General features: G+C 33.8%; 16 protein-coding genes. 8 read left to right on the top strand and 8 right to left on the bottom strand.

Annotation, left to right across the window (positions count from 1 at the left end; translation table 11 throughout):
* The first annotated feature begins 82 nt into the window (after positions 1–82).
* The 6 genes from ACQY44_RS07705 to ACQY44_RS07730 all read left to right on the top strand — a co-directional run bounded on the left by ACQY44_RS07705 (position 83) and on the right by ACQY44_RS07730 (position 5262).
* Positions 83–1399 (top strand): ABC transporter permease, encoded by a 1317-nt coding sequence (locus ACQY44_RS07705; protein ID WP_428229804.1) that lies wholly within the window; start codon positions 83–85, stop codon positions 1397–1399.
* 201 nt (positions 1400–1600) lie between these two features.
* Complete coding sequence (locus tag ACQY44_RS07710; protein ID WP_428229805.1) at positions 1601–2764, top strand: sigma-54-dependent transcriptional regulator; 1164 nt, start codon at positions 1601–1603, stop codon at positions 2762–2764.
* Positions 2765–2866: 102 nt separating this feature from the next.
* Entirely contained in the window at positions 2867–3532 is a 666-nt protein-coding gene (locus tag ACQY44_RS07715; RefSeq protein ID WP_428229806.1) for a DEAD/DEAH box helicase, read from the top strand.
* Positions 3533–3619: 87 nt separating this feature from the next.
* Positions 3620–3838 carry a putative signal transducing protein gene (locus tag ACQY44_RS07720; RefSeq protein ID WP_072961853.1) on the top strand — a complete coding sequence of 73 codons (219 nt, stop codon included), beginning with the start codon at positions 3620–3622 and terminating at the stop codon, positions 3836–3838.
* An 80-nt stretch (positions 3839–3918) separates the two neighbouring features.
* Entirely contained in the window at positions 3919–4722 is an 804-nt protein-coding gene (locus ACQY44_RS07725) for a Cof-type HAD-IIB family hydrolase (protein ID WP_428229807.1), read from the top strand.
* A 12-nt stretch (positions 4723–4734) separates the two neighbouring features.
* The gene (locus tag ACQY44_RS07730; protein WP_428229808.1) at positions 4735–5262 is read left to right on the top strand and encodes a GNAT family N-acetyltransferase; all 528 of its coding nucleotides are present in this window, start codon (positions 4735–4737) and stop codon (positions 5260–5262) included.
* Positions 5263–5380: 118 nt separating this feature from the next.
* On the opposite strand, the gene ACQY44_RS07735 is transcribed toward ACQY44_RS07730, so the two are convergent.
* On the bottom strand, positions 5381–5899 hold the full coding sequence (locus ACQY44_RS07735) for a hypothetical protein (protein WP_428229809.1): 519 nt from the start codon (positions 5897–5899) through the stop codon (positions 5381–5383).
* A gap of 503 nt (positions 5900–6402) precedes the next feature.
* Between ACQY44_RS07735 and mtaB the strand changes: the two genes are divergently transcribed.
* A complete protein-coding gene (gene mtaB / locus ACQY44_RS07740; RefSeq protein WP_428229810.1) occupies positions 6403–7737 on the top strand; it encodes a tRNA (N(6)-L-threonylcarbamoyladenosine(37)-C(2))-methylthiotransferase MtaB in 1335 nt (444 codons plus the stop codon).
* 225 nt (positions 7738–7962) lie between these two features.
* Here mtaB and ACQY44_RS07745 read toward each other — a convergent pair whose 3' ends face one another.
* The 7 genes from ACQY44_RS07745 to ACQY44_RS07775 all read right to left on the bottom strand — a co-directional run bounded on the left by ACQY44_RS07745 (position 7963) and on the right by ACQY44_RS07775 (position 13236).
* Positions 7963–8472: a hypothetical protein gene (locus ACQY44_RS07745; RefSeq protein WP_428229811.1), complete on the bottom strand. Its 510-nt coding sequence runs from the start codon at positions 8470–8472 to the stop codon at positions 7963–7965.
* Between the two features lie 127 nt (positions 8473–8599).
* Entirely contained in the window at positions 8600–9316 is a 717-nt protein-coding gene (locus ACQY44_RS07750) for a 3-ketoacyl-ACP reductase (RefSeq protein ID WP_428229812.1), read from the bottom strand.
* Positions 9317–9428: 112 nt separating this feature from the next.
* Entirely contained in the window at positions 9429–10016 is a 588-nt protein-coding gene (locus ACQY44_RS07755) for a phospholipid scramblase-related protein (RefSeq protein ID WP_428229813.1), read from the bottom strand.
* Between the two features lie 136 nt (positions 10017–10152).
* Positions 10153–10473, bottom strand: coding sequence for a TonB-dependent receptor plug domain-containing protein (locus ACQY44_RS07760; protein WP_428229814.1), 321 nt, complete (start codon positions 10471–10473; stop codon positions 10153–10155).
* Positions 10474–10562: 89 nt separating this feature from the next.
* The gene (locus ACQY44_RS07765; protein ID WP_428229815.1) at positions 10563–11537 is read right to left on the bottom strand and encodes a hypothetical protein; all 975 of its coding nucleotides are present in this window, start codon (positions 11535–11537) and stop codon (positions 10563–10565) included.
* 2 nt (positions 11538–11539) lie between these two features.
* Entirely contained in the window at positions 11540–12040 is a 501-nt protein-coding gene (locus ACQY44_RS07770; RefSeq protein ID WP_428229816.1) for an RNA polymerase sigma factor, read from the bottom strand.
* A gap of 359 nt (positions 12041–12399) precedes the next feature.
* Entirely contained in the window at positions 12400–13236 is an 837-nt protein-coding gene (locus ACQY44_RS07775; protein ID WP_428229817.1) for a DUF6929 family protein, read from the bottom strand.
* Positions 13237–13444: 208 nt separating this feature from the next.
* Here ACQY44_RS07775 and ACQY44_RS07780 point away from each other — a divergent pair, with 208 nt between their 5' ends.
* On the top strand, positions 13445–14326 hold the full coding sequence (locus ACQY44_RS07780; RefSeq protein WP_428229818.1) for a PPK2 family polyphosphate kinase: 882 nt from the start codon (positions 13445–13447) through the stop codon (positions 14324–14326).
* The last annotated feature ends 154 nt before the right edge of the window (positions 14327–14480 follow it).

A 14480-nucleotide genomic window follows, 5' to 3' on the forward strand; every position in this document is an offset into this window, starting at 1 on the left:
CTTCTTAGATTCGCAGACTGAATCTGGAAATCTAAAAAAATCTAATAATCTAAGAAGTCTAAAAATCTAATTAATCTAAAAAATGAGTATTATTTCGTTGATTATAAAAAGAGAATTTATTGCAAAAGTTCGCAATAAATCTTTTGTTGTCATGACTTTTTTAAGTCCGTTATTGTTTGTTGCAATTGCGGGATTTATTGGTTATTTGAGTTCGATGAAAGCAGAAACCAAAAGAATCGCCATTCATGACGAAACAGGTCTGTTTGCTAATGATTTTGTAAAACAGAATAAAAAAGAAGCAGCTTTTAAATATCTGAATTTATCTGAAATTGATGTAAAGGCGCTAAAAGACAGTATCACGAATGAACGTTTTGATGGTTTAATTATTATTCCGAAAACAAATAATTTAAAAGATTTAGAAAGTAAAATTGAGTTTATTTCGAATAATAGCCCGAGCATTTCTTTTGTCGAAAAAACACAAGATGTTATAGCGGATAAAATCACTAAAATAAACCTCGAAGCGGCGAATCTGGATACTTTGGCTATTAAAAAAGCACAATCAGCTGTTAATATTCATTTGGTAAAAGCTTCCGGAGAAGAAAGTTTAAAAGGATTAAATGAAATCAAAATTGGTATTGGCGGTGCATTTGGATATTTGATTATGATGTTTATTATCATCTATGGAAATATGGTAATGCGAAGTGTAATCGAAGAAAAAACGAACCGAATTATTGAAATCATTATTTCTTCAGTAAAACCATTTCAGTTAATGATTGGTAAAATTGTAGGTACGTCGCTTGCGGGATTGTTACAGTTTATGATCTGGGCTATTATTGGTTTAGGATTAATGTTTGCAGCATCAGCATTTTTTGGTGTAAATGTTGGGCCAACAGCAAGAATTTCGCCTGAACTAATGCAATCAGCGCAACATGAAATGTCCGGAACTGCACAAATGTATATCAGTGAATTATGGAATTTGCCCATCGCCAGTATTATAATTGGTTTTGTGGTTTATTTCATCGGCGGGTACTTTTTGTACAGCTCGTTTTACGCTGCAATTGGGGCAGCAGTTGACAATCAGACTGATTCGCAACAATTCCTTTTGCCCATTATTATGCCACTTATTTTAAGTGTTTATATCGGATTTTTTACTGTTGTAAATGATCCACACGGGACCATTGCTGTGGTGTTTTCGATGATTCCGTTAACCTCGCCAATTGTCATGTTAATGCGACTTCCGTTTGGAGTTCCGTGGTGGCAAATCGCAATTTCGGTATCATTATTGTTTGCTACCTTTTTCCTGGTAGTATGGTTCGCAGCCAAAATTTACCGCATAGGTATTTTAATGTACGGCAAAAAACCAACCTGGAAAGAATTGTACAGATGGCTTAAATATTAATTTTTATAGTTGCTAAGCTTCAGAGGGCCAAAGGTTCAACGGTTTTTTGGAATTTGATTTTTTGTAACTTAGAATAAAATAGTTGAGAATCATATAAACATAAAAGATGTATTACTAATAAACAGGTAAAAGGTGCGGTAGATACAAAGATTTTAAACTTTGTGCGTCTGAACCTTTGTAACTTTGAACCTTAAGAAAAAAATGGGTAAAATACTAATTATAGAAGACGAAGCATCGATCAGAAGAGTTTTGGTAAAAATTTTATCAGAAGAGAATGATACCTATCAGGTAGATGAAGCCGAAGATGGCGTTGCGGGTCTTGAAAAAATAAAAAACAACGATTACGATTTGGTTTTGTGCGATATCAAAATGCCAAAAATGGATGGTGTTGAGGTTTTAGAAGAAGCTAAGAAAATAAAACCGGAAATCCCTATGGTAATGATCTCAGGCCATGGCGATATGGAAACTGCGATCCATACCATGCGTTTGGGAGCTTTTGATTATATCTCAAAACCACCGGATCTGAATCGTTTATTGAATACTGTTCGTAATGCTCTGGATAAAAAACAACTGGTAGTTGAGAATAAAATCCTAAAGAAAAAAGTGAGCAAAAACTACGAAATGGTGGGCGAGAGCGAAGCGATTAATCATATTAAAGTAATGATTGACAAGGTTGCTCAAACAGAAGCCCGAGTTTTGATTACGGGACCAAACGGAACCGGAAAAGAATTGGTAGCACATCAATTACATGAAAAAAGCGAACGCGCTAATTTTCCAATGATTGAAGTCAACTGTGCTGCAATCCCGAGTGAACTGATCGAAAGCGAATTGTTTGGTCACGTAAAAGGAGCATTTACTTCAGCAGTAAAAGATCGTGCAGGAAAGTTTGAAGCGGCTGATAAAGGAACTATTTTCCTGGATGAAATTGGGGATATGAGCCTTTCGGCACAAGCTAAGGTTTTACGAGCTTTGCAAGAAAGTATGATTACCAGAGTCGGAGCTGAAAAAGATATAAAAGTCGATGTTCGTGTTGTGGCTGCAACCAATAAAGATTTAAAAACAGAAATTGCTGAAGGTCGTTTCCGTGAAGATTTATACCATCGTTTGGCTGTGATTTTGATAAAAGTTCCGCCATTAAACGAGAGACGTGATGATATTCCAGCTTTGATTACGCATTTTACAGAAAAAATTGCCTCGGAACATGGAAACGCCGTTAAGGTATTTTCGGCGCAAGCCATAAAATTATTGCAAGAATACGATTGGACAGGAAATATTCGTGAACTAAGAAATGTAGTGGAGAGATTGATCATTTTAGGAGGAAACGAAATTTCTGAAAATGACGTAAAAATGTTTGCAAGCAAGTAAATGCTTCGCACAATAGGCTTTAAGCTATAAACTTTAGGCTGTTTAAATAATACATTAATTTTTGCCTTAAGCGTCTCGCTTAAAGCTTAAAGCATAATAAACATGAAATTAAAAAAAATAAACGAAAAGTTACAAGACGCATTAATTGAAAATGGTTTAACGGAAGCAAATATTTTGCAACAGGAAACTTTTTCGACAATAAAAAGTGGTGCGGATTGTATTATTCTTTCTCCGGCAGGAAGTGGAAAATCAACAACAATTGTTTTGAACGTAATTCAACAATTGGCAGGTCATACAGAAGAATCACCTCGTGCGCTAATTTTTGTCGAAGACAAAGCAAAAGTATTAGAGATGGAAGCGCTTTTTGAGAAATACGGTAAGTATACTAATCTTGAGGTTTATGGTGTACACGACAAGGGTGATACAGATTACGATAAAAACTATATTTCGACAGGAGTAGATGTTTTAATAGGTACGCCAAATAAATTAAGCGATATGTTTACAACTGCGGGTTATAATGTAAACCGTTTGAAGATGTTTATTATCGATGATGCAGATCCAATGCTGAAATTGCGTCATGAAACTAAAATCATGCGTATTTCAAACAGTATCACAAAAACACAACGTATCATTTTTGCTGAAAATTTGACAGAGCGTATCGAAATTTTGGCTGATAAAATGATGCTGGAGCCTTATTTATTTGATTTGGATGAAGAAGGGGAAGAAGAGCTTGATGAGGAAGAAGACGATATTCAAGAGGAGGAATAAAGTTTCAGTATTCAGCACTGAATTCTAAAGAATGATTTTCAAAATCAACTAAATTAATATTAGAATAACCATATAAAATAAAATGTCATGGGATTAATGAAAGTGTATTCGGGAAGTGAAGTTTTAGCACTTGCTTTGCAAGAAAGATTAGAAGAAGCCGGCGTAGAAACTACAAAAAAAGATAATATTCAATCTGCTCGTTTGGGCGGTTTTGGGCAATCTGATTTAGCAGTTGAGGTATTTATTCAGGAAACGGATTTTGCAAAGGCTAATCCGGTTATTGAAGAATTCAGAATGAGTATCTAAACGCGGAATTGGTCTCACTTTTCAGTATAAGTCATAACATTACGGCTAATGAAAACTGCGACTAAAAACTAAAAAAAGAAATGCAGTATAAAATGCTAGTGCTCGACATGGATGATACCTTGTTGACAGACGATCATAAAATTTCAGATTTAAATAAAAAAGTACTTCTGGAAGCTCAGGCAAAAGGGGTGCATGTAGTTTTGGCTTCCGGGCGACCAACATCAGCAATGACGGCTTATGCCAAAGAACTTGAATTAGATAAAAATGACTCCTATATTATTTCTTTTAACGGTGCTGTAATCAGCACCGTAAAAGATGATCTGGTTTTATTTGAACAATGTTTAACTCCGGAACAAATTCATGATTTATACGATTATAGTGTAACGATGAAAACGCATATTATCACTTATCTTGATGGTGAAATTGTAAGCGAAACGGATTCTGAATATATCGAAATCGAAAAAGAAATCACAGGATTGCCACACAGAAAAGTACCCAATTTTAAAGAAGCGGTTACTAAACCGGCGGTAAAATGTATTTTATTGGCAGAGCCTTCTTATTTAAAAGAAATAGAAAAAGACTTAAAAGTAGCGATGCCTCATTTAAGTATTGCAATGTCAAAACCTTTTTTCTTAGAAGCAGCTCAAAACGGGATTGATAAAGCAGCGAGTTTAAAACTTTTAGCGGCAAAGCTAAACATTCATCAAAGTGAAATTATAGCTGTAGGAAACGCAGGAAATGACCTGACAATGATTGAATATGCCGGACTTGGCGTTTGGGTTGAAAATGTTACACCTGAATTACGTGATAAAGCTGATGTAATTGTTGCTTCAAATAATAATGATGGTGTTGCTGAAGTAGTGCAACGTTATATTTTAAATTAAAATGTATCAGGAATGAAAGAACCAATAGAAACCGAGCGTCTTATTTTAAGGGAACTAGTGCTTTCAGATGCTGACGGAATGTTCGAATTGGATTCGAATCCGAATGTGCATCTTTTTTTGGGAAACAAACCGGTGAAAAATGTGGAGCAAAGTGTTGATCAGATTAAAAATATCCAGCAACAATATAAAGATTTAGGCACTGGTCGCTGGGCAGTAGTCTTAAAAGAAACCAATGAGTTTTTGGGATGGTCCGGAATAAAATTTATTACCAATGAAATCAACAATCATAAAGATTTTTATGAAATAGGATATCGTTTCATTGAAAAGCATTGGGGAAAAGGCTATGCTACTGAAGCAGGAAAAGCTTTTGTTGATTATGCCTTTGATGTGATAAAAGTTGATGCGCTTTATGCTTATGCAGATGCAGGAAATGAAGGCTCAAGAAAAATTCTGGAAAAGCTTGGTTTCCGTTACGTGAATTCTTTTGAATATGAAGAAGAATTGGAAGTTTGGTATGAATTAAAAAATCCAAACTCATAAAACAATACTAAGAAATGTTTTCCAAATCTTTGTAATCTTAATCTCGTTTAAGATTACAAAGATTTGGAAAACAGCCCGTAGTTTTTTAATACTTTACTTTCTTTACTAGTAGTAAAAATTATTTTTTAGCTACAGAAACAAAATACTTATTTCCGTCACCCATTGTTAGTTTTACACGCTCGTCGCAAAGATCAATTGCAAAATTAGCGCTTTCGTAACATGTACAAGTTGTGTTTTTGTCTTTAGACATTTCAGTTTTGCAATTGTTGTTTTTGAAAGTAGACAATTGTGGTGTGTACAAGCTTACTAAATCAGTAGAAGCAGTCACTAAAGAAATAATACTTGCTGAATTATTAGTAGTAATTCTATAAACAATTCTATCGGTATAATTTACTTCGTTTACTGTTACTTTACGAATATAAGTGTAAGCTGTTGAGCCCTCACTAGGTTCTTTTACTTCAAATTTAAATCCAACCGCACGAATTGCAATATCAAATTGAGATTGAGAGTTTAAGCTCGCCCAAGTTGTCAATGTACTAATAGAAGGAAATGGATTAGCAGCTGGAGCAGCAGTTTGCGCTTGCGAGCTAAAAAGGGTTAAGAACATCAAGCAGATTGTGGGTAAAAATGCTTTCATATGGATTTTTAATTTATAATTTTCGCCTACTCTTTCTGGTTTTCGGCCTTCCCATTTTTTACAACAACAAAACAACAACATAACGAGGGAAAATCAAAATTGTTATGCGGATTTATTGTTCAAATAAAAATAATTTTTCCTAACTATTTTAGATAAAGTGAAATTACTTCTAAAGAACGAGTTAATCAAAGTTAAATGTAAGAAAATTTGAATTTAATCGGTTAAAAAATGTATTTAATCGATGTTATTTGCATTTAATCGATATTTTTGTCATTTTATTCTTATTGAAAATGTTGCGTCATTTTTTTGCAGAGAATTTTTTTTTATAGCGTGTCAGGTTAATTTATAGTTTTTTAAGAGAGATCAAAATATTGGTGTGGTGCAAAATATTGATATATAGTGTATTATTGATTTTATTTTAAAGAATATTGTACGTAAATTTGCCAACTCTTCAAAAGAGACGTAAATATAATATCTTACTACTTAAAACGTAGTTTATTCCCATGGAAAATAGAAAAAAAGTTGCCTTTTATACGCTTGGTTGCAAACTGAATTTTTCAGAAACTTCTACAATCGCCAGAAACTTTAATGACGAAGGTTTTGATCGTGTTGATTTTGAAGAGATAGCAGACATTTATGTCATTAATACCTGTTCTGTTACAGAGAATGCAGATAAGCAATTTAAGCAGGTAGTAAAAAAAGCAATGAAACTCAATGATAAGGCCTTTGTTGCTGCAGTTGGTTGTTATGCACAATTGAAACCGGAAGAACTGGCTGCGGTTGATGGTGTTGATTTAGTTTTAGGAGCTACTGAAAAGTTTAAAATTACCGATTATATTAATGATTTGAGTAAAAACGATATGGGTGAAGTGCACTCATGCGAAATTGCTGAAGCTGATTTTTATGTTGGAAGTTATTCAATTGGAGATCGTACCCGTGCTTTCCTGAAAGTTCAGGACGGTTGCGATTATAAATGTACTTATTGTACGATTCCGTTAGCAAGAGGAATTTCGAGAAGTGATGCTTTAGAAAATGTCCTGCAAAATGCCAAAGAAATTTCAGCACAAAACATCAAAGAAATTGTTTTAACCGGAGTAAATATTGGTGATTACGGAAAAGGAGAATTCGGAAATAAAAAGCATGAACATACTTTTCTTGATTTAGTTCAGGCTTTGGATGAAGTAGAGGGAATTGAGCGCTTGCGAATTTCATCGATTGAACCTAATTTATTGAAAAACGAAACAATAGAATTTGTTTCTAAAAGCAGGACTTTTGTACCTCATTTTCATATTCCGCTACAATCCGGAAGTAATGATATTTTAAAATTAATGAAACGTCGTTATTTACGTGAAGTGTATACAGAACGAGTAAATAAAATTCGTGAAGTAATGCCGCATGCGTGTATTGGTGTTGATGTAATTGTTGGTTTCCCTGGTGAAACGGATGAGCATTTTTTAGAAACTTACCATTTTCTTAATGAAATGGATATTTCGTATTTACACGTATTTACGTATTCAGAAAGAGACAATACCGAAGCTGCCAATATGCAAGGAATTGTTCCGGCAAATGTGAGAGCAAAGCGCTCTAAAATGCTACGCGGATTATCCGTTAAAAAGCGACGTGCTTTTTATGAAGGTCAATTGGGATCTAACAGAACGGTTTTGTTCGAAAGTGAAAATAAAGAAGGATACATTCATGGTTTTACCGAAAATTATGTAAAAGTAAAAACGCCATGGAATCCTGAATTGGTAAACACCTTACAAGAAATCAATCTGACTAAAATTGACGAAGACGGAAGTGTTCGTTTAGCATTTTTAAATAAATTGGCGGAAGCTTAATTCAATATTTAAGACACTGCGAGGAACGAAGCAACCTCACTAATAATAAGCAATGTAATTCGACAGTTTTGTCATTTCGACCAAAGGGAGAAATCGCACTAGAAGTTCTGTAAAGAAAATCGTCAATCTTTGTCGAATCACGAGTGTGATTTCTCCCTTTGGTCGAAATGACAAAAAACAGAAAAGCCCTTTTTATAAAAAAGGGCTTTTCTGTTTTTTAAATAATTATTTCTGATCTTGCGGAATTACCAATTTCAAAGAATTAATATAATCCGTATCAAATTCAATAACTCTTATTTTTTCCGGATTAAAACTCAATTCACCACCAAACTGGCCTTTTATATCCAGGAAATCAATGGTTAGTTCTTCGTCGTTTAGTTCGAGTAGTTTTCCTAAATAAGCTGATTTTGCTGATTTTTTAGAAATTTGAAAAATGCCATATTTGCTATTTACATAATTCAGGATTGTACTTAAATCCCTAATCGGAATAATATCTTCGGCATTTGTCTTTATACCTTTCAGGCGAATAACTTTTTCTGTAAATTCGAGATCGTGATCTCTGTGAACGGCTTCGATATTTTTGTTTTTCAGAATTACAAACCCATCCAGTATAAAATCCTCGGGATTGTTTCTGAGTAAAATCCAGTCATCAGAATAATCAATTAGAAATCCGGTAAAAAGTTCTTTTTTATCTGTAAATTCTATTGAAATTAATTGTCTTAAATATTTTTCCATGCGGTTTTTTATTAAGGCTGTTAAGAACTTTGTCAAAGTTTTAAACTTTGTCAAAGTTTGTTAGAGATTGGAATTTAGAATTTATCCCATCCCGAAGTTTCGGAATTGGAATCTATTATTTATATTTTTAAGGATTTGTAGACCAAATACTACTGTTTTTTATAAAAACTCTACGGCTTAATTTCAATTGAGCAATAATTAGTTCTGCAACATCTTCAGATTGCATTACTTTATCCGGATTACCATCTGTCAGGTTTAAATCTTTTGCCATATCTGTTGCAACAGTACTTGGTGTTAACGCTGTAACGCGAATATTGTGTTTTCTCATTTCCTGCATCAAAGAATCTGTTAATCCTAAAACAGCAAATTTTGAAGCACTGTAAGCGCTCGTTAATGCATTTCCGTTAAGTCCTGCCGTAGATGAAATATTGATAATGTCACCAGTCTGTCTTTCGATCATATTAGGGATAACGGCACGAGTGGTATAATAGGTTCCCATTAAGTTTACCTGAATGATCCTCTCCCAGGCATCTGGTTCTAACTCTAAAAATTTTCCGAAAGAAGCAATTCCTGCACTATTAATCAAAATGTCTATAGTTTTAAATTCAGCTAAAGCTTTTTCTACAGCACTATTGATAGAGTTGATGTCTGAAACGTCAGCAGATAATGCTAAAGATTTTACACCAAAGGCAGCAGTTTCAGTGGCCAATTGATCAACGTCAGACTGAGTTCTTGCTACTAAAATTACGTTTACACCTTCTTTGGCAAGTGCTATCGCAATTGCTTTTCCAATTCCTTTTCCTGCGCCTGTAATTAGGGCATTTTTATTTTTTAAGTCTGTCATGATTTATTTTTTAGAAATGCAAAAAGCATCATTTTAGTTACACAAAAATACAGTTTTTGCTTCCTAAAATGATGCTTTTAGCTATTTTCTTAATCTAAGTTTAACAACTTATTTATTCTTTCAGAACCATATCGATACACATTACTGCCGCCAGAATTAATTGTCTAAGCGGACTATCGGCTGCAACAGTTTCTTCGATTTGTAATACATAATTATCAGCGCTGGTAAAAAACTCTTTGCCAATTCCTGCCCATTTTTTATTGACCTGAGCCAGTTGTTTGTTTTCATGACTGAATTTAAAATCCCAACCGGTCCACTTTCCCTGAAGCGTTGCAGCTGTTCTTTCGTTTTTATCCAGAATTTCAAACTTTCCTCCAATGGAAAATATTTTTTGTTTAAATGTTCCCACTAAACGATCTTTTTCATCAAAAACGGAAACAGTTGAACGAAACCAGGCAATACCACGTTTTACAGAAATCAATTTTTCACCCGAAGCTGTAGTAATTTCAATATCAAAAGGGGTCATTCTTTTATAATCTGTAAAACGGAGTACTTTAGTAAAAAAGCCCAGATTATTTTCTCTGCAATTCATTATAATCTGATTGCTTTCGGGATCATAAATATCATAATTATTAGCGGCTTTGAACATCCCGATGTGTTCTTTTACAAGAAATATGTTTTGATTTAAAATAGGGTTCATTAAATTTTATTTGATATTGATTTGTATATTTTTTACTTGAATAAGTTTTGAATAATTTTCAAAAGGAGGTCAAATGTAAAAATAATTTTGTTAATAAATCAACATTAAATCAATAATGAAAGGACAAATTAGAACCTTACTTTTTTTCTTTTGTGGTAATAATGATTGCTCCGTTTATAGCTTTATTTCCGTATACAGATGTTGCATCGATTCCTTTTAGAACTTTAATGCTTTCTATATCATTAGGGTTTACTTTCGAAAATTTTTTGGCATCTATTGTAATTCCATCGAGAATGGTTAATGGTTCATTGATTAAAGGTCTGGATGGTGCACAGATTACTATTTTATTATTTAAGGTTGATTGTAAGGTATCTTTTGTAGTGGTTTTTTCCTGTGCTTTTGCTACGAAACATAGGAGCATAGAAAAGGCTAATGAAATAAACTTTATGTTTTTCATGATTGAAATTTTAAAAAAAAATGAGTTAATCTTTGTCACAGTTTACAACTTTGACAAAGATTAATAATACTGAGTTTTGAGTTTTTATTCTATTTTTTAGGAGTTGGTTTACCTGTTTTAGTCGTAATTATTACAACACCTTTTTTGCCTTTTTCGCCATATTTTGACGTCGCTTCTAAGTCCTGAAGAACGGTAATTGCTTTAATTTCCTGTTTATTCAAAGGTGCATAAGGACTTGTAGGATTGGTATCAAATAAATCATTTTCAGTATAATAAATACCATCAATAATATATAACGGAGCATCTAAAACCACTAGAGAATCTACATTTTCAGGTTGCAAATTAGGAAGTTGTTTATGCATCATTTGATCTCGTTTTTCGTCGTCGCTATGAGAAATTGCATTTCCGTTGAGAACAATTAACGGCGCACTTTTTTTAGCCATTTGTGGTTGGCTGTCAGCAAAAGCAACTTTAGCCGATTCTCTGGCTGGGGCTCTTGAATATCCAACGTCTAGAATAGCTTTGTCTTTATTAGAACCAAAACTTTCTTGTTCCTCGTCAGCATAAGTAGGTTCTACTGGTGCAGCGACAATAACTTCGGCTCCCATTTTTGCAACTGGAGCATGAACTGTGGCAGGTGCACTGGATAGAGAACCTTGTACGTTATATGCAACGACTTCTTGTTGCTGTTTAATTTGTTTGTCCAAAATTTTAGCAGCTTCGGCTTGCGGTACTATTGGCGATTCTGACGAAACAATGGCATTATTTTTTTCTTTTCCAGGATTTTGAATCATTTTTTCTTCAGATTCATGAACGACAACTTTATCATCTGAAGTATGAACCGTTTTATCTGATTTTATAAACTGAAATCCTATCGAAATTAATAATAAAAGAGAAGCGGCAATGGCAATTTTTTTCCATAACGAAATGTTTTTTTTGTCTTCTTTTTTATCGAGTTTGTCTTCAACGCGTGCCCAGACTTTATCCATTCCGGGAAAGTCTTTTTGTTCCGAATTTTGTGCGGCTTCTTTAAATTTATCGAATATTTTATCTTGATTGTCCATGACTATTTAGCTTTTTGGTAATACAATTTATTTACTAATTCCTTTAGCTTGGTTTTTGCGGCATTCAATTGTGATTTTGATGTGCCTTCAGAAATGTTCAGCATTACGGCAATTTCTTTGTGTGCGAAGCCTTCGATAACAAACAGGTTAAAAACAGTTTTACAGCCGTCCGGAATATGGTTGAGTAAATTGAGTAAATCTTCTTCTTCTAATGTATTAATTTCATCTGTAAAAGGTTGCGAAAGCAATTTGACATCATCAAGATACATGTTGAAGTTGGTCTTTTTCTTGATGGTGGCCAAACAATGGTTAACGGTTATTTTTCTCGCCCAGGCCTCAAAAGCCAAAATTTCTTTGAGTTGTTCCAGTTTTGTAAATATGGTATAGAAAGCGTCAGCCATAGCTTCTTCTATTTCTTCTTCCTTTTTTAAGTATCGTTTGCAAAGGCGATACAGCTTTGGAGCCATGTGCTCATAAACCTGACGCTGCGCATCGCGGTTCATTTTTTTGCAGTTAGAAATTAGTGTTTCGTTTATCACAATTGTTGTCTTTATACTAAAGAGGGTTAAAAAGATAAAAAGGTTGGGACGGGTTTAAAAAAATTTTTTTTTAAAGGTTCAAAGTGGCAAAGGAACAAAGGAACAAAGATTTTATCGTGTAGACCTACAGCTATGCGTTTTCGTTTGGTACATCTTCGTTCTACTGTTTTACTGGCGGATATTCTTTGTGGGAGACGCACTGCTGTGCGCCTCTGCGTTATTTAGGAGTGTTTAATGCACTAATCTTTGTGTATCTCTCTGAAAATTTTGAGAATCTTTGTGTTATAATTATGTCATAGAGGTTTACAAAGTTTTGCAAAATTTTATTTAAGCGGCAAAGTCAATTTAAAAATCTTCGTCTCTAACAACTCCGTATCATTATCCTCGCAAAGTAAAAACTCAATTTTATCATTTGAATTTTTATATAAAGTCAGACCTTCGAATTTGTTTGTCGATGTTATTTTTTGAGTAAAATCTATTTTCATGGATTTAAGATCGATTCTGCCAATAAAACTTCCAAGGATTTCACCGTCATCGTAAGTTGATTTGATATCTTCTGCAGTGGATAGAAAATAGATTTTGTCTTCGACCAGAATAGCGTCGGTAAAACTGGAGCGGACGCCTTTTATTTTTGGCAGTTTATAATTGGTTGCCACCAATGCAAATTCTTCCCCCAGATTTTTAGCATGAATGGTAAAAATGGTGTTTTTGTTGGTGATTCCGTTTCCCCGATTGAATAAATACCAGTTTTCCCCATCGAAAATGGAGCCTTCCAAGTTGAAATCTGCCGGTTTTATTTCGCCAAAACTTTGCATTAAACCGTATAAATCAACAAGATTATTTTTCTGTAAAACAGTTTTGTTTTTCAGATCAAAGGCAATCATTTTGTTTCGCTTTTCTGTAGAACCGGAACCAAAAACATAAAGTGTATCGTTATGATTGGTTAGAGACTCAAAATCGGGTTTTAGGTTTTTGGGAATGTTTTGTGTTGGATTGTCAATTAAAGCGTGTTGGTCTAATTGCTGATTTTGCATATTGTATTCGTATAGAAATCCGCTGTTGTCGCCAATGATATACAATGAATCATTATTTAAAAATAATCCTGATGCCGAACCGATTCCGATGATTTGAAATAATATCTCTAATGTAAATTTTTCCATGAATGTTGTTTTGAATACTAAAATCTAGCCCTGATAGTAATGAAAATCCTTTGAGAAGAAATTGTATTTTTTCCTGACAAAACAAAGCGACCGGAGGAAGCTCTTGTTGTGGCTTGGAAAAAAACGATTTATCGAAAAGTATTGCAATGAATAGCAGGAATATGCTTCGTAAAATTAGTATATTTACTATTATAAAAACTCATAAATTATGAAATCTATAGACCCGGACCATTTTAAAGTTACAGATAAAATAAAATTATCAAAGATTCCGACTTTGTTGGAGACTCATGCGGATGATAAAGAGAAAGTAGTGAAACTGGATAAGGTGCAATCTAAATTGAGTAAACTGCAAGATAAAATGTATGCGCATAACAGGTATGGGGTTTTGATTTGTTTGCAGGGAATGGATACTTCGGGAAAAGACAGTTTGATTCGTGAGGTTTTTAAAGAGTTTAATCCGCGTGGTGTTGTGGTTCATAGTTTTAAAACGCCAACTTCGACGGAGTTGGAACATGATTATTTGTGGCGACATTATATGGCTTTGCCTGAAAAAGGAAAATATGCGATTTTTAATCGTACGCATTACGAGAATATTTTGGTAACGCGTGTGCATCCTGAATTTATACTGAATGAGAATTTACCGGGGATTGAGACGGTAGAAGATATTCCGAAGGATTTTTGGAAGAACAGAATTGAGCAAATTAATAATTTTGAAAAGCATATCACGCAAAACGGAATTATTGTCTTCAAGTTTTATTTGCATCTCAGTAAAGAGGAGCAACGCCAAAGATTATTGCGACGTTTAGAGAAAGAAAAGCATAACTGGAAATTTTCAGTGGCAGATTTGAAAGAACGCGGACATTGGGATGAATATCAGGAATATTATGAAGAGGCCATTAATAAAACGTCTACCAAAGATGCTCCGTGGTATGTTGTTCCTGCTGATGATAAACAAATGGCACGTTATATTGTGGCTAAAATCATTTGGGAAACTATGCAGAAGCATACGGACATTCAGGAGCCAGAACTGCCTGAGAATATAAAAGAGAATATTGGAATTTATAAACAACAATTAGAAAACGAGTCTTAGAAATAAGGCTCTTTTTTTTTGCTTTTATGTTATTGTAAGTTTATGAGTATTTCGTATTACTAATTTAATGTTAATTTTTTTTAGCATTTTGCGAATTTTTGATCACAGTATTGTTTTTTTGATAATATCAAAATCATTTTAAGTTAAAGAGTAG

Origin of the sequence: Flavobacterium sp., from assembly GCF_965277525.1 — a bacterium.
Classification (GTDB): Bacteria; Bacteroidota; Bacteroidia; order Flavobacteriales; family Flavobacteriaceae; genus Flavobacterium.

Coding starts and splice junctions, on each gene's coding strand:
- ACQY44_RS07725 (WP_428229807.1), top strand. CDS start 3,919: ATGCAGTATAAAATGCTAGTGCTCGACATGGATGATACCTTGTTGACA.
- mtaB (WP_428229810.1), top strand. CDS start 6,403: ATGGAAAATAGAAAAAAAGTTGCCTTTTATACGCTTGGTTGCAAACTG.
- ACQY44_RS07755 (WP_428229813.1), bottom strand. CDS start 10,016: ATGAACCCTATTTTAAATCAAAACATATTTCTTGTAAAAGAACACATC.
- ACQY44_RS07775 (WP_428229817.1), bottom strand. CDS start 13,236: ATGGAAAAATTTACATTAGAGATATTATTTCAAATCATCGGAATCGGT.
- ACQY44_RS07760 (WP_428229814.1), bottom strand. CDS start 10,473: ATGAAAAACATAAAGTTTATTTCATTAGCCTTTTCTATGCTCCTATGT.
- ACQY44_RS07710 (WP_428229805.1), top strand. CDS start 1,601: ATGGGTAAAATACTAATTATAGAAGACGAAGCATCGATCAGAAGAGTT.
- ACQY44_RS07735 (WP_428229809.1), bottom strand. CDS start 5,899: ATGAAAGCATTTTTACCCACAATCTGCTTGATGTTCTTAACCCTTTTT.
- ACQY44_RS07770 (WP_428229816.1), bottom strand. CDS start 12,040: ATGAACCGCGATGCGCAGCGTCAGGTTTATGAGCACATGGCTCCAAAG.
- ACQY44_RS07730 (WP_428229808.1), top strand. CDS start 4,735: ATGAAAGAACCAATAGAAACCGAGCGTCTTATTTTAAGGGAACTAGTG.
- ACQY44_RS07715 (WP_428229806.1), top strand. CDS start 2,867: ATGAAATTAAAAAAAATAAACGAAAAGTTACAAGACGCATTAATTGAA.
- ACQY44_RS07745 (WP_428229811.1), bottom strand. CDS start 8,472: ATGGAAAAATATTTAAGACAATTAATTTCAATAGAATTTACAGATAAA.
- ACQY44_RS07705 (WP_428229804.1), top strand. CDS start 83: ATGAGTATTATTTCGTTGATTATAAAAAGAGAATTTATTGCAAAAGTT.
- ACQY44_RS07720 (WP_072961853.1), top strand. CDS start 3,620: ATGGGATTAATGAAAGTGTATTCGGGAAGTGAAGTTTTAGCACTTGCT.
- ACQY44_RS07780 (WP_428229818.1), top strand. CDS start 13,445: ATGAAATCTATAGACCCGGACCATTTTAAAGTTACAGATAAAATAAAA.
- ACQY44_RS07750 (WP_428229812.1), bottom strand. CDS start 9,316: ATGACAGACTTAAAAAATAAAAATGCCCTAATTACAGGCGCAGGAAAA.
- ACQY44_RS07765 (WP_428229815.1), bottom strand. CDS start 11,537: ATGGACAATCAAGATAAAATATTCGATAAATTTAAAGAAGCCGCACAA.